34 protein-coding genes (1 of these 34 cut by a window edge) are annotated in these 20727 nt (G+C 56.7%); 3 read left to right on the top strand and 31 right to left on the bottom strand.

Going from position 1 to position 20727, the window contains the following annotated elements; translation table 11 throughout:
* The 27 genes from rpoA to rpsJ form a co-directional block, all read right to left on the bottom strand.
* Window positions 1–674, bottom strand: the 5' portion of a protein-coding gene (gene rpoA / locus E5E97_RS05835) for a DNA-directed RNA polymerase subunit alpha (protein WP_005307997.1). The gene continues 316 nt to the left of window position 1, outside the view; 674 of the gene's 990 nt are visible here — the first part of the coding sequence; it begins with the start codon at window positions 672–674; the stop codon falls past the left edge of the window.
* A 25-nt stretch (window positions 675–699) separates the two neighbouring features.
* Window positions 700–1320, bottom strand: a complete 621-nt coding sequence (gene rpsD, locus E5E97_RS05830) for a 30S ribosomal protein S4 (RefSeq protein ID WP_011704319.1) — start codon at window positions 1318–1320, stop codon at window positions 700–702.
* Between the two features lie 39 nt (window positions 1321–1359).
* A complete protein-coding gene (gene rpsK / locus E5E97_RS05825; protein ID WP_005319702.1) occupies window positions 1360–1749 on the bottom strand; it encodes a 30S ribosomal protein S11 in 390 nt (129 codons plus the stop codon).
* A gap of 14 nt (window positions 1750–1763) precedes the next feature.
* Window positions 1764–2120, bottom strand: a complete 357-nt coding sequence (gene rpsM, locus E5E97_RS05820; RefSeq protein WP_024944692.1) for a 30S ribosomal protein S13 — start codon at window positions 2118–2120, stop codon at window positions 1764–1766.
* 139 nt (window positions 2121–2259) lie between these two features.
* Entirely contained in the window at window positions 2260–2373 is a 114-nt protein-coding gene (rpmJ, locus tag E5E97_RS05815; RefSeq protein ID WP_005319705.1) for a 50S ribosomal protein L36, read from the bottom strand.
* Between the two features lie 27 nt (window positions 2374–2400).
* On the bottom strand, window positions 2401–3729 hold the full coding sequence (secY, locus tag E5E97_RS05810) for a preprotein translocase subunit SecY (protein ID WP_010672567.1): 1329 nt from the start codon (window positions 3727–3729) through the stop codon (window positions 2401–2403).
* An 8-nt stretch (window positions 3730–3737) separates the two neighbouring features.
* On the bottom strand, window positions 3738–4175 hold the full coding sequence (rplO, locus tag E5E97_RS05805; protein ID WP_005307987.1) for a 50S ribosomal protein L15: 438 nt from the start codon (window positions 4173–4175) through the stop codon (window positions 3738–3740).
* A 2-nt stretch (window positions 4176–4177) separates the two neighbouring features.
* A complete protein-coding gene (gene rpmD, locus E5E97_RS05800; protein WP_005307985.1) occupies window positions 4178–4357 on the bottom strand; it encodes a 50S ribosomal protein L30 in 180 nt (59 codons plus the stop codon).
* 6 nt (window positions 4358–4363) lie between these two features.
* Window positions 4364–4864, bottom strand: a complete 501-nt coding sequence (gene rpsE / locus E5E97_RS05795) for a 30S ribosomal protein S5 (RefSeq protein ID WP_011704318.1) — start codon at window positions 4862–4864, stop codon at window positions 4364–4366.
* A gap of 14 nt (window positions 4865–4878) precedes the next feature.
* Complete coding sequence (gene rplR, locus E5E97_RS05790; RefSeq protein WP_011704317.1) at window positions 4879–5232, bottom strand: 50S ribosomal protein L18; 354 nt, start codon at window positions 5230–5232, stop codon at window positions 4879–4881.
* A 9-nt stretch (window positions 5233–5241) separates the two neighbouring features.
* Entirely contained in the window at window positions 5242–5775 is a 534-nt protein-coding gene (rplF, locus tag E5E97_RS05785) for a 50S ribosomal protein L6 (protein ID WP_005307981.1), read from the bottom strand.
* A gap of 13 nt (window positions 5776–5788) precedes the next feature.
* Window positions 5789–6181 carry a 30S ribosomal protein S8 gene (gene rpsH / locus E5E97_RS05780; protein WP_011704316.1) on the bottom strand — a complete coding sequence of 131 codons (393 nt, stop codon included), beginning with the start codon at window positions 6179–6181 and terminating at the stop codon, window positions 5789–5791.
* Between the two features lie 21 nt (window positions 6182–6202).
* Complete coding sequence (gene rpsN / locus E5E97_RS05775) at window positions 6203–6508, bottom strand: 30S ribosomal protein S14 (protein WP_011704315.1); 306 nt, start codon at window positions 6506–6508, stop codon at window positions 6203–6205.
* Window positions 6509–6518: 10 nt separating this feature from the next.
* Complete coding sequence (gene rplE / locus E5E97_RS05770) at window positions 6519–7058, bottom strand: 50S ribosomal protein L5 (RefSeq protein ID WP_005331162.1); 540 nt, start codon at window positions 7056–7058, stop codon at window positions 6519–6521.
* A gap of 13 nt (window positions 7059–7071) precedes the next feature.
* Entirely contained in the window at window positions 7072–7389 is a 318-nt protein-coding gene (rplX, locus tag E5E97_RS05765) for a 50S ribosomal protein L24 (protein ID WP_005307977.1), read from the bottom strand.
* A gap of 11 nt (window positions 7390–7400) precedes the next feature.
* Window positions 7401–7769, bottom strand: coding sequence for a 50S ribosomal protein L14 (gene rplN / locus E5E97_RS05760; RefSeq protein ID WP_005307975.1), 369 nt, complete (start codon window positions 7767–7769; stop codon window positions 7401–7403).
* 147 nt (window positions 7770–7916) lie between these two features.
* Window positions 7917–8165, bottom strand: a complete 249-nt coding sequence (rpsQ, locus tag E5E97_RS05755; protein WP_171279973.1) for a 30S ribosomal protein S17 — start codon at window positions 8163–8165, stop codon at window positions 7917–7919.
* Window positions 8165–8356 (bottom strand): 50S ribosomal protein L29, encoded by a 192-nt coding sequence (gene rpmC / locus E5E97_RS05750; protein WP_005307965.1) that lies wholly within the window; start codon window positions 8354–8356, stop codon window positions 8165–8167. The genes rpsQ and rpmC overlap by 1 nt, the downstream gene beginning before the upstream one ends.
* Complete coding sequence (gene rplP / locus E5E97_RS05745) at window positions 8356–8769, bottom strand: 50S ribosomal protein L16 (RefSeq protein ID WP_005307963.1); 414 nt, start codon at window positions 8767–8769, stop codon at window positions 8356–8358. Before rplP ends, rpmC begins: the two co-directional genes overlap by 1 nt.
* A gap of 13 nt (window positions 8770–8782) precedes the next feature.
* Complete coding sequence (gene rpsC, locus E5E97_RS05740) at window positions 8783–9496, bottom strand: 30S ribosomal protein S3 (RefSeq protein ID WP_005331168.1); 714 nt, start codon at window positions 9494–9496, stop codon at window positions 8783–8785.
* Window positions 9497–9499: 3 nt separating this feature from the next.
* Entirely contained in the window at window positions 9500–9844 is a 345-nt protein-coding gene (gene rplV, locus E5E97_RS05735) for a 50S ribosomal protein L22 (RefSeq protein WP_011704314.1), read from the bottom strand.
* Between the two features lie 10 nt (window positions 9845–9854).
* Window positions 9855–10133: a 30S ribosomal protein S19 gene (gene rpsS, locus E5E97_RS05730; RefSeq protein WP_005307960.1), complete on the bottom strand. Its 279-nt coding sequence runs from the start codon at window positions 10131–10133 to the stop codon at window positions 9855–9857.
* A 22-nt stretch (window positions 10134–10155) separates the two neighbouring features.
* Window positions 10156–10977, bottom strand: a complete 822-nt coding sequence (gene rplB / locus E5E97_RS05725) for a 50S ribosomal protein L2 (protein WP_005307957.1) — start codon at window positions 10975–10977, stop codon at window positions 10156–10158.
* Window positions 10978–10992: 15 nt separating this feature from the next.
* Window positions 10993–11292: a 50S ribosomal protein L23 gene (gene rplW / locus E5E97_RS05720; RefSeq protein ID WP_342690021.1), complete on the bottom strand. Its 300-nt coding sequence runs from the start codon at window positions 11290–11292 to the stop codon at window positions 10993–10995.
* Window positions 11292–11897 (bottom strand): 50S ribosomal protein L4, encoded by a 606-nt coding sequence (rplD, locus tag E5E97_RS05715; RefSeq protein WP_005340616.1) that lies wholly within the window; start codon window positions 11895–11897, stop codon window positions 11292–11294. Before rplD ends, rplW begins: the two co-directional genes overlap by 1 nt.
* A 17-nt stretch (window positions 11898–11914) precedes the next feature.
* The gene (gene rplC, locus E5E97_RS05710; protein ID WP_010672559.1) at window positions 11915–12547 is read right to left on the bottom strand and encodes a 50S ribosomal protein L3; all 633 of its coding nucleotides are present in this window, start codon (window positions 12545–12547) and stop codon (window positions 11915–11917) included.
* Window positions 12548–12569: 22 nt separating this feature from the next.
* Complete coding sequence (gene rpsJ / locus E5E97_RS05705) at window positions 12570–12881, bottom strand: 30S ribosomal protein S10 (protein ID WP_005307944.1); 312 nt, start codon at window positions 12879–12881, stop codon at window positions 12570–12572.
* Between the two features lie 356 nt (window positions 12882–13237).
* On the opposite strand from rpsJ, the gene E5E97_RS05700 reads away from it, so the two are divergent.
* Window positions 13238–14152 carry a DMT family transporter gene (locus tag E5E97_RS05700; protein WP_024944691.1) on the top strand — a complete coding sequence of 305 codons (915 nt, stop codon included), beginning with the start codon at window positions 13238–13240 and terminating at the stop codon, window positions 14150–14152.
* Window positions 14153–14187: 35 nt separating this feature from the next.
* On the opposite strand, the gene envZ is transcribed toward E5E97_RS05700, so the two are convergent.
* Both envZ and ompR read right to left on the bottom strand, forming a co-directional pair.
* A complete protein-coding gene (gene envZ, locus E5E97_RS05695) occupies window positions 14188–15498 on the bottom strand; it encodes a two-component system sensor histidine kinase EnvZ (protein ID WP_017410611.1) in 1311 nt (436 codons plus the stop codon).
* Window positions 15495–16214, bottom strand: a complete 720-nt coding sequence (gene ompR, locus E5E97_RS05690) for a two-component system response regulator OmpR (protein ID WP_005307934.1) — start codon at window positions 16212–16214, stop codon at window positions 15495–15497. Before ompR ends, envZ begins: the two co-directional genes overlap by 4 nt.
* Window positions 16215–16450: 236 nt before the next feature.
* On the opposite strand from ompR, the gene greB reads away from it, so the two are divergent.
* Window positions 16451–16924 (top strand): transcription elongation factor GreB, encoded by a 474-nt coding sequence (gene greB, locus E5E97_RS05685; RefSeq protein WP_011704309.1) that lies wholly within the window; start codon window positions 16451–16453, stop codon window positions 16922–16924.
* A gap of 268 nt (window positions 16925–17192) precedes the next feature.
* Entirely contained in the window at window positions 17193–19499 is a 2307-nt protein-coding gene (locus E5E97_RS05680) for a Tex family protein (protein ID WP_171279972.1), read from the top strand.
* Window positions 19500–19554: 55 nt separating this feature from the next.
* Here E5E97_RS05680 and E5E97_RS05675 read toward each other — a convergent pair whose 3' ends face one another.
* On the bottom strand, window positions 19555–19833 hold the full coding sequence (locus E5E97_RS05675) for a hypothetical protein (protein WP_016349110.1): 279 nt from the start codon (window positions 19831–19833) through the stop codon (window positions 19555–19557).
* Between the two features lie 95 nt (window positions 19834–19928).
* On the bottom strand, window positions 19929–20726 hold the full coding sequence (locus E5E97_RS05670; protein ID WP_024944687.1) for a putative metalloprotease CJM1_0395 family protein: 798 nt from the start codon (window positions 20724–20726) through the stop codon (window positions 19929–19931).
* Window position 20727: the final 1 nt, after the last annotated feature.

The raw sequence follows: 20727 nt of genomic DNA, 5'->3' as shown, positions 1-20727 counted from the left end.
GCCAGAATAGTGGCAGAACGACGGATGGCCTCTTCAGGATCCAGAGTACCATTGGTCTCCATGTCGATGACCAGCTTGTCCAAGTCGGTACGCTGCTCCACACGTGCTGCCTCAACGTTGTAGGCAATACGAACGATGGGGCTGAACGCGGAGTCCAGCAGCAGGCGACCAATAGGACGCTCTTCATCATCGTTGTGAACACGAGCAGAAGCAGGCACATAACCACGACCGCGCTGAACTTTCAGGCGCATGCTGATTTCAGCATTGGCGCCAGTCAGGTGGCAGATTACGTGCTCCGGGTTTACGATCTCGACTTCATCACCGTGAGTGATATCACCAGCGGTAACGGGGCCTGTTCCAGACTTGGTCAGGGACAGAGTTACCTCGTCCTTGCCTTCCAGCTTCACAGCGATACCTTTCAGGTTGAGCAGGATTTCAAGAATGTCTTCCTGTACACCTTCTTTGCTGCTGTACTCATGCAGTACCCCGTCAATTTCGACTTCAGTAACTGCACAACCGGGCATAGAAGACAGCAAAATACGACGCAGGGCATTACCCAGCGTGTGACCAAAGCCACGCTCAAGTGGCTCGAGAGTCACTTTCGCATGAGTCGGGCTAACTTGCTCGATGTCAACTAGCCGCGGTTTAAGAAAATCTGTTACAGAACCCAGCATTGTGTCCTCTCTTTAGAAGCTAGCTTTACTTGGAGTAAAGCTCGACGATCAGCTGTTCGTTAATGTCGGCAGACAGGTCGGAACGCTCTGGCAGACGCTTGAAAGCACCTTCCATTTTAGCGGCATCAACCTCTACCCAAGTCGGCTTCTCGCGCTGACCAGCAACCTCGAGGGATGCTTTGATACGCGCTTGCTTCTTAGCCTTCTCACGAACGCAGATCACGTCCTCAGGGGAAACCTGGAAAGAAGGAATGTTCACAACGCGACCGTTGACCATGATGGCCTTGTGGCTCACCAGCTGACGAGATTCAGCACGGGTAGCACCGAAGCCCATACGGTAAACAACGTTGTCCAAACGACCTTCCAGCAGCTGCAACAGGTTTTCACCGGTGTTACCCTTTTGACGGGCAGCGTCGCGGTAGTAGTTGCGGAACTGTTTTTCCAATACGCCGTAGATACGACGAACTTTTTGTTTCTCGCGCAGCTGAACACCGTAGTCAGACAGACGCGCTTTACGCGCACCGTGTTGACCAGGAACGGTGTCAATCTTGCACTTAGAATCAATCGCACGAACACCAGACTTCAGGAAGAGGTCGGTGCCCTCACGACGGCTAAGCTTAAGCTTAGGACCGATATATCTTGCCATCTTCTTTCTCCAACAATCCTAGACCAAGTAGCTACAGCGTTACACGCGGCGCTTCTTGGGAGGACGACAACCGTTGTGCGGGATCGGAGTCACATCAGTAATGTTAGTGATGCGGAAACCAGCCGCGTTCAGAGCGCGGATGGAAGACTCACGACCGGGACCCGGACCTTTGACCATGACTTCCAGGTTCTTCACGCCGTATTCTTTGGCGATCTCACCAGCACGCTCAGCAGCTACCTGGGCAGCAAACGGAGTGGACTTACGGGAACCACGGAAACCTGAACCACCGGAGGTAGCCCATGACAGAGCATTGCCCTGACGGTCAGTAATGGTCACGATTGTGTTGTTGAAAGATGCATGAACGTGCGCAATACCGTCGCTCACTTGCTTTTTAACGCGCTTGCGAGCACGAGTCGGAGTTTTAGCCATTTTCTACCTTCCCGTTACTTCTTGATAGCCTTGCGCGGACCCTTACGGGTACGAGCGTTGGTCTTGGTACGTTGACCACGAACAGGCAGGCTACGACGGTGACGCAAACCACGGTAGCAACCCAGATCCATCAATCGCTTGATGTTCATGGAAATCTGACGACGCAGGTCACCTTCAACGGTGAATTTACCTACTTGTTCACGCAGATTCTCGATCTGAGCTTCGTCCAGGTCTTTAATTTTCACATTCTCAGCGATACCGGCTGCGGCACAGATGGCCTTGGAGCGGGTACGACCGACGCCATAAATAGCAGTCAAAGCAATGACTGCATGCTTATGGTCAGGAATGTTAATGCCAGCGATACGGGCCACTATTCACTCCTACATATAGTAGATTACGACCACCACAAAGCCCGTGAGCGGATACGTGGCGGTCAACCAATACACAACAAAAGTTGGCTGGCTATATTAGCCAGCACAACTATTTGTTGCAAGTACTAACCGTAAAAAATTAGCCTTGGCGCTGTTTATGCTTTGGCTCGCTGCAAATCACACGCACCACACCGTGACGCTTGATGATTTTGCAGTTACGGCAGATTGCCTTAACGGAAGCACGAACTTTCATTGCTTAACTCCGTAACTACGCCGACCTTTAGCGGCCGTAGCCCTTCAGGTTGGCCTTCCTCAGGACATCGCCATATTGATGAGACATCATATGGGTCTGAACCTGAGCCATGAAGTCCATGATAACTACCACGATAATCAGCAGCGAGGTGCCACCGAAATAGAACTGTACGTTCCAGGCAGTCATCAAGAACTGGGGTACCAGACAGATAAAGGTTATATAGAGCGCACCTGCCAATGTCAGGCGAGTCATAACCTTATCGATATAACGTGCTGTCTGCTCGCCCGGGCGGATCCCCGGGATAAAGGCTCCACTCTTCTTCAGGTTGTCTGCTGTCTCGCGGGGGTTGAACACCAGCGCGGTATAGAAGAAGCAGAAGAAGATAATGGCTGCTGCATAGAGCATCTCATACAAGGGCTGACCCGGCTGCAGGACCATAGAGACCTGTTGCAGGATGTCAGCGATCTTGCCCTCGCCCTGACCAAACCAAGAGGTAATGGTCCCAGGGAAGAGGATGATGCTGGATGCGAAAATCGCAGGAATCACACCGGCCATATTCACTTTCAACGGCAGGTGTGTGCTTTGCGCGGCAAATACCTGGCGGCCCTGTTGACGCTTGGCATAGTTAACGACGATACGACGCTGACCACGCTCCACGAACACCACAAAGTAAGTCACTGCGAAAACAATCAAGCCCAGCAACAACAACAGCAGGATGTGCAATTCCCCTTGACGTGCCTGTTCGGCCGTAGCGCCAATGGCATGAGGCAGACCAGCAACGATACCTGTGAAGATAATCAACGAGATACCATTACCAATCCCACGCTCGGTAATCTGCTCACCCAACCACATCAAGAACATGGTACCGGTGACCAGACTCACAACGGCCGTAAAATAGAAGCCCAAACCCGGATGAGTCACGAGTCCTTGCATCATATTCGGCAGACCGGTTGCAATACCAATGGCCTGGAACGTTCCCAAAACCAGCGTGCCCCAACGGGTATATTGGCTAATCTTGCGACGGCCGGATTCACCTTCTTTCTTGAGTTCAGCAAGAGCGGGGTGAACCACAGTCAGCAGCTGGATAATGATCGACGCCGAAATGTACGGCATGATCCCCAGCGCAAGAATAGAAGCACGCGAGAGTGCACCACCACTGAACATGTTGAACATCTCAATGATGGTGCCCTTCTGTTGTTGGAACAACTCGGCCAGTACGGCGGCGTCAATACCAGGAATCGGCACATAAGAGCCTGCACGGAAAACGATAATCGCCCCGAGAACGAAGAGCAGACGGCTCTTCAGTTCACTCAGACCACCCTGTGCTTTAACATCCAATCCTGGTTTCTTAGCCATTGTACTGATTATTCCTCGATTTTACCGCCAGCGGCCTCGATGGCTGCACGCGCACCTTTGGTGACGGACAGACCACGAACGGTCACAGCACGGTCAATGTTGCCAGACAGAACAACTTTAGCGAACACGATGTTTTTAGTAATAACACCGGCTTGCTTCAGAGTGCTCACGTCGACCACATCACCTTCTACCAGGGCGATTTCGTTCAGGCGCACTTCGGCAGAAACCAAAGATTTGCGGGAGAAGAAACCGAACTTCGGCAGACGGATTTTCAAAGGCATCTGGCCGCCTTCGAAACCGTTGCGGACTTTGCCGCCACCGGAACGAGAGGTTTGACCTTTAACGCCACGACCACCGGTCTTGCCCAGACCAGAACCGATACCACGGCCCGGACGGTGCTTAACGCGCTTGGAGCCAGCGGCCGGAGACAGAGTATTCAGACGCATGCTTAGCCCTCCACCTTAACCATGTAATAAACCTGGTTGATCATGCCGCGTACGCAGGGAGTATCTTCCAGCTCAACGGTGTGACCAATGCGACGCAGACCCAGACCACGCAGAGTCGCCTTGTGCTTTGGCAGACGGCCGATAGAGCTGCGAGTTTGAGTTACTTTTACAGTGTTAGCCATGTCGCATTACCCCAGAATTTCTTCAACGCGCAGACCACGCTTGGCAGCGATCTGGGCCGGGGATTGACCCTGTACCAGAGCGTCGACAGTTGCGCGAACAACGTTGATTGGGTTGGTGGAACCGTAGGTCTTGGCCAGCACGTTGTGGATACCAGCAACTTCCAGGACAGCACGCATGGCGCCGCCTGCAATGATACCAGTACCTTGAGAGGCCGGCTTCATGAACACGGTGGAACCGGAGTGAACACCGCGCACCGGGTGGTGCAGAGTGCCGTTGTTCAGCTCAACCTTGTTCAGGTTACGCTTAGCCTGTTCCATCGCTTTTTGAATAGCGGCCGGAACTTCACGGGCTTTACCGTAACCGTAACCTACACGGCCGTTACCATCACCCACCACGGTCAACGCGGTGAAGGACATGATACGACCACCTTTAACAGTTTTCGAAACACGGTTTACTGCAATCAGCTTTTCTTGCAGTTCGCCGGCTTGAGATTCGACTTTAGCCATCTTCGACTCCTAGCTTAGAACTGAAGACCAGCGTCACGTGCAGCAGCTGCCAGAGCAGCGATGCGACCGTGATACTTGAAACCGGAACGATCGAAAGATACGTTCTGAACGCCTTTGGCAATAGCACGCTCAGCGATTGCTTTACCTACCGCGGTCGCTGCATCAGCGTTACCGGTGTATTTAATAGCTTCACTGATGGCTTTCTCTACTGTGGAAGCAGAGGCCAGAACTTCGGAACCGTTGGCTGCAATAACCTGCGCATAGATATGACGCGGGGTACGGTGAACAACCAGACGGGTAGCTCCCAGTTCCTGCATCTTTTTCCGAGCACGAGTAGCACGACGGAGACGAGCTGCTTTCTTGTCCATAGTGTTACCTTACTTCTTCTTAGCTTCTTTAGTACGCACTTGCTCGTTGGCATAGCGTACACCCTTGCCCTTGTAGGGCTCCGGAGCGCGGTAAGCACGGATATCGGCGGCGACTTGGCCAACCAGCTGCTTGTCGACACCACGCAGAACGATTTCTGTGGCAGTCGGGCACTCAGCGGTCACACCAGCCGGCAGCGCATGCTCTACCGGGTGAGAGAAGCCCAGAGCCAGCGCAACAGCATTGCCCTTGATGGAGGCTTTATAACCTACACCAACCAGCTGCAGCTTGCGCTCGAAGCCTTGGGTAACACCGATTACCATGTTGTTGACCAATGCACGGGCAGTACCGGCCTGAGCGTCAGCACCAGCGATGCCGTCGCGCGGGGCGAACTTCAGTACATTGTCTTCTTTGGTCACTTCTACACCGGCGTGAATAGAGCGAACCAGGGAACCTTTACCACCTTTGATGGACAGTTCCTGGCCGTTCAGAGTCACCTCTACGCCAGCAGGAATAGTGACGGGTGCCTTAGCAACACGAGACATTTCCTACCTCCTATTAAGCGACGTAGCAGATGATCTCACCGCCCATGCTTGCTTTGCGGGCAGCACGGTCAGTCATCACACCTTTAGACGTGGACACGATAGCAACACCGAGACCGCCCATAACTTTCGGCAGATCAGTAGTGCGCTTGTAAATACGCAGGCCGGGACGGCTCACGCGTTGGATCAGTTCTACAACTGGCTTGCCCTGGAAATATTTCAGTTCAATTTCCAGTTCCGGCTTCACGTCACCAGCTACGGAGTAGCCAGTGATGTAACCTTCTTCTTTCAGCACTTTGGCGATAGCCACTTTCAGCTTGGAAGAAGGCATGGAAACCGCAACTTTGCTCGCCGCCTGACCGTTACGGATGCGGGTCAGCATATCCGCGATCGGATCTTGCATGCTCATAAGTCTAACTCCCGAGATTCGTTACCAAGAAGCCTTCTTCAGGCCCGGAATTTCGCCCTTCATGGCATGCTCACGCACCTTGATGCGAGACAGGCCAAACTTGCGCAGGAAACCGTGCGGACGACCAGTAATATTGCAACGGTTACGCTGGCGGGACGGACTGGAATCACGGGGCAGCTGTTGCAGTTGCAGGACAGCATCCCAACGCGCTTCTTCAGAAGCGTTCATATCAACAATGATAGCTTTCAGCTCGGTTCGCTTGGAGGCGAACTTGGCTACCAGCTTCGCACGCTTTGCTTCACGTGCTTTCATGGAAGTTTTAGCCATAACCCTAACCTTACTTGCGGAATGGGAAGTTAAAGGCAGCCAGCAGAGCACGGCCTTCTTCATCGGTATTCGCGGAAGTGGTGATGGTGATATCCAGACCACGGACGCGATCGACCTTGTCATAGTCGATTTCCGGGAAGATGATTTGCTCACGCACGCCCATGGAGTAGTTACCACGACCGTCGAACGCTTTAGCGTTCAGGCCACGGAAGTCACGGATACGCGGTACGGAGATGCAAATCAGCCGTTCCAGGAACTCCCACATACGCTCGCCACGCAGGGTTACTTTACAACCTATCGGGTAGCCTTCACGAATCTTGAAGCCCGCAACAGATTTGCGAGCTTTGGTGATCAGCGGCTTCTGACCGGAAATGGCAGCCATATCGGCAGCAGCATTTTCCAGCAATTTCTTGTCAGAGATCGCTTCACCAACACCCATGTTCAGGGTGATTTTCTCGATCCGAGGGACTTGCATGATAGTCTTGTAACCGAACTGTTTGGACAGTTCATTTACTACATCGGATTTGTAGTAATCATGCAGTTTCGCCATCGTTAAACTCCAATTACTTCACAAGTTCGCCGGTGGATTTGAAGAAACGGACTTTTTTGCCGTCTTCAATCCGGAAACCAACGCGGTCAGCCTTGCCAGTGGCAGAGTTGAACAGCGCTACGTTAGATACATCGATGGGGGCTTCTTTGGTGACGATACCGCCAGCCTGACCCAGTGCGGGTACCGGCTTCTGGTGTTTCTTCACCTGGTTGATGCCTTCCACGATTACCTTACCTTTTGCAATCAGGACTTGAGTGACTTTGCCACGCTTGCCCTTGTCTTTGCCGGTAAGAACAATCACTTCGTCTTCGCGACGGATTTTAGCTGCCATCGTTCGACTCCTTACAGTACTTCGGGTGCCAGGGACACAATCTTCATGAACTTCTCATTACGCAGTTCACGAGTCACCGGGCCAAAAATACGAGTACCGATTGGCTGTTGGTTGTTGTTAAGCAACACAGCCGCATTGTTGTCGAAACGGATGACAGAGCCGTCCGGACGACGAACGCCTTTACGGGTGCGTACGACCACCGCGTTATACACATCACCTTTCTTCACTTTACCGCGAGGAATGGCTTCCTTGATGGAAACCTTGATGATGTCGCCGATGCCGGCGTAACGGCGGTGCGAACCACCCAGAACCTTAATACACATTACACTGCGAGCGCCGGAGTTGTCGGCAACACCCAGCATACTTTGCATCTGGATCATCTTAGTGCTCCGCTTTGTTTACTTCTTATCCCTCTCGGGATCTGGCTGCCTTCAAAAGGCGCGAAACTATAACACAGGATTTTTAGAAAAGGTAGCCTAAAAAACAAACGGCCCCGCTAAGGGGCCGTTTGGACTACAAAGTACCGATTAGGCCTTTTCTACAACGGCAACCAGGGTCCAGGACTTGGTCTTGGACAGCGGGCGGCATTCGCGGATTTGCACGAGGTCGCCAGCTTTGCATTCGTTGTTTTCATCATGTACGTGCAGCTTGGTAGTGCGCTTGATGATCTTACCGTAGATCGGGTGCTTTACCTTGCGCTCGATAGCAACAGTGATGGACTTGTCCATCTTGTCGCTGATTACACGACCTTGCAGAGTACGGATCTTGTCAGTCATTACGCACCTGCCTTCTCAGTCAGTACAGTCTTGATACGTGCGACGTCACGACGCACTTGTTTCAGAGTGTGAGTCTGAGCCAGCTGGCCGGTGGAAGCTTGCATGCGCATGTTGAATTGCTCACGCAGCAGACCCAGCAGTTCCTGGTTCAGTTCTTCGACGCTCTTTTGACGCAGATCTTGGGCTTTCATCACATCACCGTCTTAATTACGAAAGTGGTCTGAACGGACAGCTTAGCTGCGGCCAGGGCAAACGCTTCACGCGCCAGAGCCTCAGGTACACCATCCATCTCGTACAGAACCTTGCCAGGCTGGATCGGGCAAACCCAGTATTCCACGTTACCCTTACCTTTACCCATACGAACTTCGAGGGGTTTTTCGGTGATGGGCTTGTCCGGGAACACACGGATCCAGATCTTGCCTTGACGCTTAACGTGACGGGTCATGGCACGACGGGCTGCTTCGATTTGACGAGCAGTCAGTTGACCACGGGATGTCGCCTTCAGGCCAAAGGTACCGAAGGATACTTCGTTACCAGAGTTGGCCAGACCGCGGTTACGACCCTTGTGGGTCTTGCGGAATTTAGTACGCTTTGGTTGCAACATTTACCGAATCTCCTTACTTAGCAGCGCGGCGCTTGTTGTCACGCTTGGGCTTTGCAGGAGCTTGCTCTTGAGCAGCAGCGGCATTAACAGCAGCCAGACCGCCCAGAACTTCGCCCTTGAAGATCCAAACTTTAACGCCGATCACACCGTAAGTGGTGTGGGCTTCAGAAGTTGCGTAGTCGATGTCGGCACGCAGGGTGTGCAACGGCACACGACCTTCACGGTACCATTCGGTACGCGCGATTTCAGCGCCGCCCAGACGACCGGAAACTTCCACTTTGATGCCCTTGGCACCCAGGCGCATTGCGTTCTGTACGGCGCGCTTCATAGCACGACGGAACATTACACGACGCTCCAGCTGGGAAGTGATGCTGTCGGCAACCAGTTTGCCATCCAGCTCCGGCTTGCGGACTTCGGAAATGTTGATCTGAGCAGGCACGCCAGCAATTGCGGCTACAGCTTTGCGCAGTTTCTCAACGTCTTCGCCTTTCTTACCGATCACAACACCCGGACGAGCGGTGTGAATGGTCACACGGATGCTCTTGGCCGGACGCTCGATGGTGATCTTGGACAAGGACGCGTTTTTCAGTTCCTTGGTCAGGAACTGGCGTACTTGAAAATCGCTGTACAGGTTGTCAGCGAAGTCTTTGGTGTTCGCGAACCAGGTAGAATTCCAAGGCTTGGTAATACCCAGGCGAATGCCATTAGGATGTACTTTCTGACCCATTGCTTATCTCCCAGCCTTAGCGTCGGATACCACTACGGTGATGTGAGCGGTACGCTTGAGGATACGATCCGCACGACCTTTGGCACGCGGACGGATGCGCTTCATGGAGGGACCTTCGTCGACCATGATAGTAGCAACACGCAGCGCGTCGATATCGGCGCCTTCGTTGTGCTCAGCGTTTGCAATGGCAGATTCCAGCACTTTCTTCACCAGAGCTGCAGCCTTTTTCGGGCTGAAGGTCAGGATGTTCAGAGCCTTGTCTACGGACAGACCACGTACTTGATCGGCTACCAGACGAGCTTTCTGGGCAGAAGTACGGGCATAACGGTGTTTAGCGATAGCTTCCATCATTTATCCCTTAGCGCTTCTTAGCCTTCTTATCAGCAGCATGGCCGCGATAAGTACGAGTCGGTGCGAATTCACCCAGTTTGTGACCGATCATTTCTTCGGTAACGAAAACCGGAACGTGCTGACGACCATTATGGACAGCGATGGTCAAACCGATCATGTTCGGGATGATCATTGAACGACGGGACCAGGTCTTAACCGGCTTTTTATCCCCGCTTTCCACCGCTTTCTCTACCTTCTTCAGCAAGTGCAGGTCAATAAATGGACCCTTCTTGAGAGAACGTGGCATGGTGATTCCTCTATGTTAACAATTACTTGTTACGACGACGTACGATGTACTTGTCGGTACGCTTGTTCTTACGGGTCTTGAAGCCTTTAGCCTTCTGGCCCCATGGGGACACAGGCTGCATGCCCTTGTTGCGACCCTCACCACCACCGTGCGGGTGGTCGACCGGGTTCATCGCCATACCGCGAACGGTCGGACGAATACCACGCCAGCGGTTTGCACCGGCTTTACCCAGTTGACGCAGCATGTGCTCGGAGTTACCAACTTCACCGATGGTGGCGCGGCACTCGGCCAGAACTTTACGTACTTCGCCGGAACGCAGACGCAGAGTTACATAGTTACCTTCACGAGCCAGGATCTGGATGAAAGTACCAGCGGAACGAGCCAGCTGGGCACCTTTACCAGGCTTCATCTCAACAGCGTGAACGGTAGAACCGACCGGGATGTTGCGCATCGGCAGGGTGTTACCTACCTTGATTGCGGCATCAGCACCAGAAGCGATTGCATCACCAGCTTTCAGGCCTTTCGGAGCCAGGATGTAACGACGCTCACCGTCTGCATACAGCACCAGGGCGATGTTTGCGGTACGGTTAGGATCGTATTCCAGGCGCTCTACTTTGGCCGGGATACCGTCTTTGTCGCGCTTGAAGTCGACGATACGGTAGTGTTGCTTGTGACCACCGCCGATGTGACGGGTGGTGATGCGGCCGTTGTTGTTACGACCACCGGACTTGTCTTTCTTGTCCAGCAGAGCTGCAAAGGGCTTGCCCTTGTACAGGTCTTGGTTGACGATCTTGACGACGTGGCGGCGGCCCGGAGAAGTAGGCTTGCACTTAACGATTGCCATTTTTCAGAACTCCTCTTACTCGGCTGCGCCCATGAAGTCGATGTCCTGACCAGCTTTCAGGGTCACATAAGCCTTTTTCCAATCGGAACGACGGCCTACGCGTGCACCTGCGCGCTTGGTCTTACCCTTCATGTTCAGGGTACGGACGGTCTCAACTTCGACCTCGAACAGTTTCGCAACTGCAGCTTTGACTTCCGCCTTGGTGGCATCAACAGCAACTTTGAACACGATAGTGTTCTGCTTTTCTGCGACCATGGTGCTCTTTTCAGAGATGTGCGGAGCCTTCAGAACTTTCAGCAGACGCTCTTCACGGATCATGCCAGCATCTCCTCGATTTGCTTAACTGCGTCAGCAGTCATCAGAACCTTGTCGAAAGCGATCAGGCTGACCGGGTCGATACCGGCAACGTCACGCACGTCAACTTTGTACAGGTTACGAGCAGCCAGGAACAGGTTCTCATCGACTTCAGCAGTCACGATCAGAACGTCAGTCAGTTCCATTTCTTTCAGCTTGGCGATCAGTTCTTTGGTCTTCGGAGCTTCGATGCCGAACTTCTCAACAACGATCAGGCGCTCTTGACGTACCAGCTCGGACAGGATGCTACGGATAGCGCCGCGGTACATCTTCTTGTTTACTTTCTGGCTGTGATCTTGCGGCTTAGCTGCAAAAGTCACACCACCGGAACGCCAAATGGGCGAACGGATGGAGCCAGCACGGGCACGACCAGTACCCTTCTGACGCCACGGCTTTTTGCCGCCACCAGACACTTCAGAGCGAGTCAGCTGCGCACGAGTACCCTGACGGGCACCAGCGGCATAAGCAACGACAACCTGGTGAACCAGAGCTTCGTTGAATTCGCGCCCGAAGGTAGTCTCGGAAACTTCAAGAGCGCTCTTGGCGTCTTTCATTACCAATTCCATTACTATCTCCTCAGACGTTACGCTTTGACGGCAGGTTTAACGATCACGTTGCCGTTGGTTGCACCCGGTACTGCGCCTTTGATGAGCAGCAGGTTGCGTTCAGCGTCAACACGAACCAGTTCCAGGTTCTGAGTCGTTACACGCTCAGCACCCATGTGACCAGCCATCTTTTTGCCCTTGAATACACGGCCCGGGGTCTGGTTTTGACCGATGGAGCCAGGTACACGGTGGGACAGAGAGTTACCGTGGGTCATATCCTGGGTGCGGAAGTTCCAGCGCTTAACAGTACCGGCAAAACCTTTACCCTTGGATGTGCCGGTAACGTCTACCAGCTTAACGTCAGCGAGAAGATCTACTTTCAGCTCGCTACCAACAGTGAAAGTTTCACCGTTGTTCAGGCGGAATTCCCACAGACCGCGACCGGCTTCTACACCAGCTTTGGCGAAGTGGCCAGCTTCCGGCTTGGTTACACGGCTGGCTTTCTTGGCGCCAGTGGTAACCTGAATAGCGTTGTAGCCGTCGGTTTCTACAGATTTGACCTGAGTTACACGGTTAGCTTCAACTTCGATAACAGTCACCGGGATAGAAACGCCATCTTCAGTGAAGATGCGAGTCATACCCACTTTGCGACCTACAAGACCGATTGTCATTGTTATCAACCTCTTTCCGTAATTAACCCAGGCTGATCTGGACGTCTACACCAGCTGCCAGATCCAGACGCATCAGGGCGTCAACGGTCTTGTCAGTCGGCTCAACGATGTCTACCAGACGCTTGTGAGTGCGGATCTCGTACTGATCACGCGCATCTTTGTTGACGTGCGGGGAGATCAGGACGGTGAAGCGCTCTTTGCGAGTCGGCAGCGGAATAGGACCGCGAACCTGCGCGCCGGTGCGCTTTGCAGTTTCAACGATTTCCGCAGTGGATTGATCGATCAGGCGATGATCAAAAGCCTTCAGGCGGATACGGATTCTTTGGTTCTGCATTGACAGAGCTCCAATAGATAAAAGAACATAAATCAACACCGCCCGACCGAGATTACTCCCGCCAGAGGTGTGATTTTTCACGTTTCCTCCCATATCGGGAGGACTGTATGGCTGGCCCCCGCAAGCGGGAAACTCAGCAAACAGACATATCGTCTGGCTTACCTCATGGGTAAGCGGAGGGGATTATACGGATTTTTTCAATTTGCGCAAGAGAAGGCGAACAGATTGTGCGCAATTTTATGTGACAGATGGATCTCGCCAACGGCTGGGCAAGCCCTTGCCTGGCAGGGGTAACGACAATGTTGCAAACAGGCTGGTAGACTGTGCGCCGGCCTTCGTCATCGGAACGACACCCCATGCTCAAAGATCAGAAAAAAGCCTATCAATATGGACTCTGCGCCGTCGCCCTCTGGTCGACGGTCGCCAGCGCCTTCAAGATCTCCCTCACCTACTTTGAACCGGTACAGCTGCTGCTGGTCGCGGCCTGCACCTCGACCCTGACGCTGGGGGTGATCGTGGCCTGTCAGGGCAAACTCCCGCTGCTGCTCGGCTACATCAAGAGTCGTCCCCTCTACTATCTGGCACTGGGAGTACTCAACCCCTTCCTCTATTACCTGCTGCTATTCAAGGCGTATGACCTGCTGCCCGCCCAGCAGGCGCAGACCCTCAACTACACCTGGGCCATCACCCTCAGTCTGCTGGCGGTGCCCTTCCTCGGTCAGAAGCTGCGCCGCCGCGACGGGGTGGCCATCGTGCTCGGCTACTTCGGTGCGCTGGTGATCGCCACCAAGGGGGATGTATTCGGTCTGCAGTTCGACAGCCCTCTCGGCGTCACGCTGGCGCTGGTGTCGACCCTGATCTGGGCCGGCTACTGGATCCTCAACACCCGCAACCAGGGCGACCCCATCGTCAGCCTGCTGCTGGGCTTCCTCATCAGCCTGCCCTTCATCGTCGCGGCAACCTGGCTGCTCTCGGACTTTGCCATGACCGCCTGGCAGGGGTGGGCCGGCGCCATCTACGTGGGGCTGTTCGAGATGGGCTTCGGCTTCGTGCTCTGGCTGATGGCGCTGCGCCACGCCACCAACACGGCCCCCATCAGCAACCTCATCTTCATCTCGCCGTTTGCTTCGCTGGTGCTGCTCAACCTGCTGATCGGCGAAACCATCCACCCGGCCACCCCGATCGGGCTGGCGCTCATCGTCGTCGCCCTGCTGATCCAGCAGCTGAAATACGGCAGGCGCTACCGCAAGACCAGCGAGCCACAAGCCTGACATACAAAGGGCGTATCCACGGATACGCCCTTCGTTCAATCAATCCACTCCAGAGGCTGGTTCTTGGGCAGCCGGATCTCCACCAGCAAGCCCCCCAGCTCGGAGCGCCCCAGCCTGATGGTGCCATGATGCTGGGACACGATCTTGGCGACGATGGCCAACCCCAGGCCGCTGCCGCTGCCGGTACGGGCCTCGTTGCCCTGGGTGAAGGGCTTGAGCACCCGGTAGTAATCCTGCTCCGGAATGCCGGGGCCATCATCCGACAACCGCAGCCGCACCCAGTGACCATCATCCTTGAGCTCGGCCTGCAGCCGGCTCGCACCGTAGCGCAGCGAATTGCCCGACAGGTTGTTGAGGATGCGGCGGATGCTGATGGGGTTGCAGGCCACCCGTACTGCCTCGGCCGGCAACTCGAGCTCCACCTCCAGTCCCTGATCGGTCTGTACCAGCAAGCTGTCGTGGATCAGTTGGGTCAGGTCGATCTGCTGGGTATCCAGCCCCTCGTCCGGCCGAATGTAGTCGATGAACTGATCGATGATGCCGTTGGACTCGTCAATGTCCGCGTTGATGCTCTCCTTGAGGTACTCATCGCCAGAGGACATCATCTCGGTCGCCAGCCGGATACGGGTCAGCGGGGTACGCAGATCGTGGGAGACGCCCGCCATCATCAGGTTGCGCTCCTCGATCAGGCCCTTGATGGAGCTCGACATGTGATTGAAGGTGCGAGTCAGCCGACGCACCTCCCGCGAGCCCTGCTCCCCCAACGCATCGGGGAAATTGCCACGCGCCACCGCCACGGCCCCCGCCTCCAGATCCTCCAGCGGCCGCACCAGCTGGCGGGCAAAGCGCCAGGCGGCGAACAGGGTCACCACCAGCAGCACGCTCATGTAGAGGATCAGCGGCTCGATGTCGTCATCTTCGATCTCGGTCAGCGGGATGCGCACCCACACCTTGTTGGCCTGGGGCGGCTGGATCCAGATGATGTAGTGATCCTGGATCTCGACCCTGACCTTGGTCTTGCCCCCCAGCTCGCGGCTGATGCTCTCTTCCAGATAGGTGTAGGGCTTGGACTCGTTGAGCCCGTGCTGCTCCGCCTCGGTCTGGGTATAGATGTCGCTGCCGGTCGCCACATAGACCAGCGCCTCGGCATCTTCACTCAGCGCCAGCTGGTTGCTCTCGACCGGGAAGATGAGCTTGACCTGGTTGGCCAGCAGGTGGCTGATCTGCTTGACGGTCGGCGCCAGCAGATAGTTGTAGAAGGTGGCATAGGAGACAAACTGATAGACCACCAGCACGGCGGCCAAAAACCAGAGCATGCGGGAGAACATGCTGCTCACTTTCTTCATTCGCCGTCACCGTCCGGCACGAACACATAGCCCAGACCCCAGACGGTCTGCAGATAACGGGGCTGCGCCGGATCCTGCTCCAGCAGGCGACGCAGGCGGGAGACCTGCACGTCGATGCTGCGCTCGGTGGCGGTGTATTCACGACCGCGGGCCAGGTTCATCAGCTTGTCGCGGGAGAGAGGCTCGCGCGGATGGCTCACCAGCACCTTGAGCACGGCGAATTCACCGCTGGTCAGTGCAACCGGGTCACCATCGCGGCTCAGCTCGCGGGTCGCCAGGTTGAGCTGATAGCTGCCAAAGCTCACCACCTTCTCGGCGGTAGAGGGGGCTCCCGGCAACTCGACGGTGTGCCGGCGCAGCACGGCGCGGATCCGGGCCAGCAGCTCACGGGGGTTGAACGGCTTGGGCAGGTAATCATCGGCACCCATCTCGAGCCCGACGATGCGATCCACCTCATCCCCCTTGGCGGTCAGCATCAGCACCGGGATCTGGTTGCCAGCCTCGCGCAGGCGGCGGCAGATGGAGAGGCCGTCTTCCCCCGGCAGCATCAAATCCAGCACCATCAGGCTGAAGTTCTCACGGGTCAGCAGGCGGTCGGCCTGTTCACCATTGGCGACGCCCCGAACCACGAACCCCTGTTCGGTCAAGTAGCGCTCCAGCAGGGAACGTAATTTCAAATCATCGTCGACGACCAGAACCTTGTATTGCTGACTCATTGCTTGCCTCTCCTCTCGATATGCTGCCAATACTAGAGCTCGGGCTCGTAACGGCCAAGCCTAAATATGTTACCGGTTATTGCCCATTCAGCCGATTTTGCGCCCCTTCACCCTGCGTCTCATCACTCCGGCATCCCCTCAGACGCCCCAGTTTTTGCTCGACAGCAAGGCGACAACGGATAAGATCTGCCGAGCCATAAGAGGCTCATCAGCCCCACTGACACAGGTAACGACCGATGAAGACCAAGCTGATCACCCGTGAAGGCTACAACAAGCTCAAACAGGAGCTCGATTTCCTCTGGCGCGAGGAACGCCCCGAGACCACCCGCAAAGTGGCCTGGGCGGCCAGCCTCGGTGATCGCAGCGAGAATGCCGACTACCAATACAACAAGAAACGGCTGCGGGAGATCGACCGACGGGTCCGTTACCTGCGCAAGTGCCTCGAGGAGCTGGGGATCGTCGACTACTCCCCCGCCCAGGAGGGCAAGGTCTTTTTCGGTGCCTGGGTCGAGGTGGAAAACGAAGAGGGAGAGACCAAGCGCTTTCGCATCGTCGGCTATGACGAGATCTTCGAGCGCAAGGATTACATCTCCATCGACTCCCCCATGGCCCGCGCCCTGCTCAAGAAAGAGGTGGGGGATGAGGCCATAGTGCGTACGCCAGTCGGTGACGCCTGCTGGTACATCAATGAGATCAGCTATCCCAAATAAGCCAGCGCCGGCCCTGACGGCCAAATCGGCTGACGAGGCCAGGAGAGACCGAGCATGCCCGCCCACCGGGTATGACACACGTCATTTTTGCCGGGGTGGCATCCCGCTGCCCGACCCCATATAGTGCTCACACCCGGCGCCTTGCGGCGCCAACCGGCCCGCGCGGCAGTGGTCCGGCTGGTACCTTGAGTACCGCCAGGACAGCCCCCTGCCCGGCGACATCGCCTCGCGCCTGCCCGTTGACCAGGACCCGACCAAGAGACCCTCGATGCAAAGCCACGTAATAGAACATCAGATTGCCGGTGAGCTGAATGCCCGCCCGGAGCAGGTACAAGCCGCCGTTCGCCTGCTGGACGAAGGTGCCACCGTTCCCTTCATCGCCCGTTACCGCAAAGAGGTGACCGGCGGTCTGGACGACAGCCAGCTGCGTACCCTGGAGAGCCGCCTCGGCTACCTGCGTGAACTGGCGGATCGCCGCCAGGTGATCCTGCGCTCCATCGAAGAGCAGGGCAAACTGACCCCCGAGCTGGCCCGCGAGCTGAACGATGCCGACAGCAAGACCCGGCTGGAAGACCTCTATCTCCCCTACAAGCCCAAGCGGCGCACCAAGGGGCAGATGGCCATCGAGGCGGGATTGGAGCCACTGGCCGACCTGCTGCTGAGCGACCCGCTGAAAGATCCCGAGCAGGAGGCGGTTCGTTTCCTCAATGCCGAGCAGGGGATCACCGACGGCAAAGCCGCCCTCGACGGTGCCCGCTACATCCTGATGGAGCGCTTCGCCGAGCAGGCCGACCTGCTGGAAAAGCTGCGCGACTATCTGTGGCACAACGCCACCCTGCGTGCTCGCGTGGTGGCCGGCAAGGAGCAGGAAGGAGCCAAGTTCAAGGATTACTTCGAACATGACGAACCGCTGCACAAGGCCCCCTCCCACCGGGTGCTGGCCATGCTGCGCGGTCGCAACGAGGGAGTGCTCAATCTGGCGCTGGTTGCCGGCGACGATGAGGGTTCCAGCCCCTGCGAAGGGATCATTGCCCATCACCTCAGGCTCAACCTGCAACACCGCCCGGCCGACAAGTGGCTGCAGGGGGTAGTGAGCTGGACCTGGAAGATCAAGCTCTCCTTGCAGATGGAGACCGAGCTGATCGGCCGCATCCGCGAATCAGCAGAAGACGAAGCGATCAAGGTATTCGCCATGAACCTCAAGGATCTGCTGATGGCGGCGCCGGCGGGCATGCGCTGCACTATGGGGCTGGATCCGGGCATCCGCACCGGGGTCAAGGTGGCCGTGGTCGATGCCACCGGCAAGCTGGTCGATCATGCGACCATCTATCCGTTCGAACCCAAGCGCCAGATTGACCAGAGTCTCAAGACCCTGAGCGAGCTGTGCCAGAAGCACAAGGTCGAACTCATCAGCATCGGCAACGGCACCGCCTCGCGGGAAACCGACCGCCTGGTAAGCGATCTGTTCGAGCGCTACCCGGCGGCCAAGGCGCAGAAAATCGTGGTGAGTGAAGCGGGGGCATCGGTCTACTCCGCCTCCGAGCTCGCCTCCCAGGAATTCCCGGATCTGGACGTCTCCATTCGTGGTGCCGTCTCCATCGCCCGCCGGCTGCAGGATCCGCTGGCCGAGCTGGTCAAGATCGATCCCAAGAGCATAGGTGTGGGCCAGTACCAGCACGACGTCGGCCAGAGCCAGCTGGCCCGCCGGCTCGATGCGGTGGTCGAGGATTGCGTGAACGCGGTCGGGGTGGATGTGAATACTGCCTCGGTCGCCCTACTCAACCGGGTTTCCGGCCTCTCCCAGACCCTGGCCCAGAACATCGTCGCCTACCGGGACGAGAACGGCGCCTTCCAACATCGTCAACAACTGCTGAAAGTGAGCCGGCTCGGGCCCAAGGCATTCGAGCAGTGCGCCGGCTTCCTGCGCATTCGTGGCGGCAGCAACCCGCTGGACGGCTCGGCGGTGCACCCGGAATCCTACCCTGTGGTGGAGCGGATCCTCGCCAAGCTGGAGCAGACCGTCGACAGCCTGCTCGGCAACAGCAGCCTGCTGCGCACCCTCAAGCCCGCCGACTACACCGACGAGCAGTTCGGGGTGCCCACCGTCACCGACATCATCGGCGAGCTGGACAAGCCTGGCCGCGACCCGCGTCCCGAGTTCAAGACTGCCACCTTCAAGGAAGGGGTGGAGAAAATCAGCGATCTGGTGCCCGAGATGGTGCTGGAGGGGGTGGTCACCAACGTCACCAACTTCGGCGCCTTCGTCGACATCGGCGTCCATCAGGACGGGCTGGTGCACATCAGCTCCCTCACCGACCGCTTCGTCAAGGATCCCCGCGAGGTGGTCAAGGCCGGCGACATCGTCCGGGTCAAGGTGCAGGAAGTGGACGTACCGCGCAAACGCATCAGTCTGACCATGCGTCTGGATGAAAAAGCCGGCCAGCCAGCCCGCAAACCGGCCGAGCCGCGCCACACCGGCAATGCCAAGCCGAAGCAGGCACCCCGTCAGAGCCCCCTGGCCGATGGCGCCATGGGCAACGCCTTCGCGGCCGCCCTGTCGAAGCTGAAGAAATAAATCCCCAGAATGCAAAAAGCCCCGCGAGGGGCTTTTTTGTCGCTGTTGCTCAGCCTTACTGGGCCAGCGCAGCCAGAATGGCGTCAGCCTCTTGATGAGCTGCCAGTACTTCCCGCAGCCGGTTGAATGCCTTGCAGGCCTCTTGCGGATACTTGCCATAGGAGACCACGCCGGTATGGCTCCAGCCTGCCGCCAACATCACCTTCTTCTTGAAATGGGTGCCTTCGGTGCCGCCCCCGCCGAGCTGCATCAAGAACTGCTCCATCTGGAGGTGCGGCGGCGGTACACGGGAGAAGGTGGCAAAATCTTCCGGTTTGACTTCATCAAAGTGCATGGCGACTCCTGTGAGCGTGGATGGGATTACCCCTCAGATTAGTTGCAAATGCCTGCTCGCGAGGGAAAAAACCGGGCGGAAATACGGTGGAAACCTCAGACACTCAGGCTCAGGTTCTGCTGGGCAGCAGGCTTGACTGCCTGCTGATAACGCTGGGCGATGACCTGGTTGCGCTGCTCCATGTAGCCGTTCAGCACGCCCGTCTTGGCGCTGCCATCGGCAGCCAGAGCGGTATCAGGGTCGGATGAGAGCAGTGCCTTGCGGGCCTGTGCCTCCTTGGCTGCAGCACTTCTGGCTACGCTCAGATCCTGAGAGGAGGGCTCGGCAGGCGCCAGTGCGGCGGCCCGCACCTGTTGCATCTTGGCGATGGTGGCTCTGGGATCGCCGGGGATGGTCCCGATGTCGATGGAGACGCCACCGCCGGTCGCGTAACGCTTGCCATCCGGCCCCATGGCGAATTCATAGGTAGGGCTGCCGGCATACTGACCACCGGTGCTCTGGTGCGCCTGCTCGTGAGTGCGCACCTCCTGATCCCTGTCGGCCAGCTCCTTGACCTGCAACTCCTGCTTCTGCTGTTGCTCCTGCTGCTTGGGATCCTGCTGCTTGTTGCGCTGACCGTCCTCACCGGTAGCCTCGACAAAGCGGTTGTCGACCGCCGCCTGCGGGTTGCCGGTCTGGGCACCGTCTCGCGCCTGCTGGGAAGTCTGATTGGGATTGGCCTGGCTGGCTCTGGACTTCTCTTTCTGGGAGCCGACTTCGGACTCGGCGTTGAAAGCCTCGCTCTGACGGCTCTGGGGGATGAGTGCCGCGCGACGATTGTCAGTGCGTGCCGATTCCGTCTGCGGTTGCAGCTGGTTGGGAATGATGGTCGGCAGACTGACATTGATGTTCATG

Origin of the sequence: Aeromonas sp. 2692-1 (assembly GCF_013085505.1) — a bacterium.
Classification (GTDB): domain Bacteria; phylum Pseudomonadota; class Gammaproteobacteria; order Enterobacterales; family Aeromonadaceae; genus Aeromonas; species Aeromonas hydrophila.
Note: the sequence above shows the minus strand (reverse complement) of the source record. Positions and strands in the feature narration are given on the sequence as shown.

Bases quoted from the DNA above. Each gene is read 5' to 3' on its own strand.
- rpsD (WP_011704319.1), bottom strand. From the start codon at position 1,320: ATGGCAAGATATATCGGTCCTAAGCTTAAGCTTAGCCGTCGTGAGGGC.
- rpsK (WP_005319702.1), bottom strand. From the start codon at position 1,749: ATGGCTAAAACTCCGACTCGTGCTCGCAAGCGCGTTAAAAAGCAAGTG.
- rpmJ (WP_005319705.1), bottom strand. From the start codon at position 2,373: ATGAAAGTTCGTGCTTCCGTTAAGGCAATCTGCCGTAACTGCAAAATC.
- secY (WP_010672567.1), bottom strand. From the start codon at position 3,729: ATGGCTAAGAAACCAGGATTGGATGTTAAAGCACAGGGTGGTCTGAGT.
- rplO (WP_005307987.1), bottom strand. From the start codon at position 4,175: ATGCGTCTGAATACTCTGTCTCCGGCCGCTGGCTCCAAGCGCGTTAAG.
- rpmD (WP_005307985.1), bottom strand. From the start codon at position 4,357: ATGGCTAACACTGTAAAAGTAACTCAAACTCGCAGCTCTATCGGCCGT.
- rpsE (WP_011704318.1), bottom strand. From the start codon at position 4,864: ATGGCTAAAGTCGAATCTCAAGCCGGCGAACTGCAAGAAAAGCTGATT.
- rplR (WP_011704317.1), bottom strand. From the start codon at position 5,232: ATGGACAAGAAAGCAGCTCGTCTCCGTCGTGCTACTCGTGCTCGGAAA.
- rplF (WP_005307981.1), bottom strand. From the start codon at position 5,775: ATGTCTCGTGTTGCTAAGGCACCCGTCACTATTCCTGCTGGCGTAGAG.
- rpsH (WP_011704316.1), bottom strand. From the start codon at position 6,181: ATGAGCATGCAAGATCCGATCGCGGATATGCTGACCCGCATCCGTAAC.
- rpsN (WP_011704315.1), bottom strand. From the start codon at position 6,508: ATGGCTAAAACTTCCATGAAAGCACGTGAAGCAAAGCGTGCGAAGCTG.
- rplE (WP_005331162.1), bottom strand. From the start codon at position 7,058: ATGGCGAAACTGCATGATTACTACAAATCCGATGTAGTAAATGAACTG.
- rplX (WP_005307977.1), bottom strand. From the start codon at position 7,389: ATGGCAGCTAAAATCCGTCGCGAAGACGAAGTGATTGTTCTTACCGGC.
- rplN (WP_005307975.1), bottom strand. From the start codon at position 7,769: ATGATCCAGATGCAAAGTATGCTGGGTGTTGCCGACAACTCCGGCGCT.
- rpsQ (WP_171279973.1), bottom strand. From the start codon at position 8,165: ATGACTGACAAGATCCGTACTCTGCAAGGTCGTGTAATCAGCGACAAG.
- rpmC (WP_005307965.1), bottom strand. From the start codon at position 8,356: ATGAAAGCCCAAGATCTGCGTCAAAAGAGCGTCGAAGAACTGAACCAG.
- rplP (WP_005307963.1), bottom strand. From the start codon at position 8,769: ATGTTGCAACCAAAGCGTACTAAATTCCGCAAGACCCACAAGGGTCGT.
- rpsC (WP_005331168.1), bottom strand. From the start codon at position 9,496: ATGGGTCAGAAAGTACATCCTAATGGCATTCGCCTGGGTATTACCAAG.
- rplV (WP_011704314.1), bottom strand. From the start codon at position 9,844: ATGGAAGCTATCGCTAAACACCGTTATGCCCGTACTTCTGCCCAGAAA.
- rpsS (WP_005307960.1), bottom strand. From the start codon at position 10,133: ATGCCACGTTCTCTCAAGAAGGGTCCATTTATTGACCTGCACTTGCTG.
- rplB (WP_005307957.1), bottom strand. From the start codon at position 10,977: ATGGCAATCGTTAAGTGCAAGCCTACTTCTCCGGGCCGCCGCCACGTC.
- rplD (WP_005340616.1), bottom strand. From the start codon at position 11,897: ATGGAATTGGTAATGAAAGACGCCAAGAGCGCTCTTGAAGTTTCCGAG.
- rplC (WP_010672559.1), bottom strand. From the start codon at position 12,547: ATGACAATCGGTCTTGTAGGTCGCAAAGTGGGTATGACTCGCATCTTC.
- rpsJ (WP_005307944.1), bottom strand. From the start codon at position 12,881: ATGCAGAACCAAAGAATCCGTATCCGCCTGAAGGCTTTTGATCATCGC.
- E5E97_RS05700 (WP_024944691.1), top strand. From the start codon at position 13,238: ATGCTCAAAGATCAGAAAAAAGCCTATCAATATGGACTCTGCGCCGTC.
- envZ (WP_017410611.1), bottom strand. From the start codon at position 15,498: ATGAAGAAAGTGAGCAGCATGTTCTCCCGCATGCTCTGGTTTTTGGCC.
- ompR (WP_005307934.1), bottom strand. From the start codon at position 16,214: ATGAGTCAGCAATACAAGGTTCTGGTCGTCGACGATGATTTGAAATTA.
- greB (WP_011704309.1), top strand. From the start codon at position 16,451: ATGAAGACCAAGCTGATCACCCGTGAAGGCTACAACAAGCTCAAACAG.
- E5E97_RS05680 (WP_171279972.1), top strand. From the start codon at position 17,193: ATGCAAAGCCACGTAATAGAACATCAGATTGCCGGTGAGCTGAATGCC.
- E5E97_RS05675 (WP_016349110.1), bottom strand. From the start codon at position 19,833: ATGCACTTTGATGAAGTCAAACCGGAAGATTTTGCCACCTTCTCCCGT.
- E5E97_RS05670 (WP_024944687.1), bottom strand. From the start codon at position 20,726: ATGAACATCAATGTCAGTCTGCCGACCATCATTCCCAACCAGCTGCAA.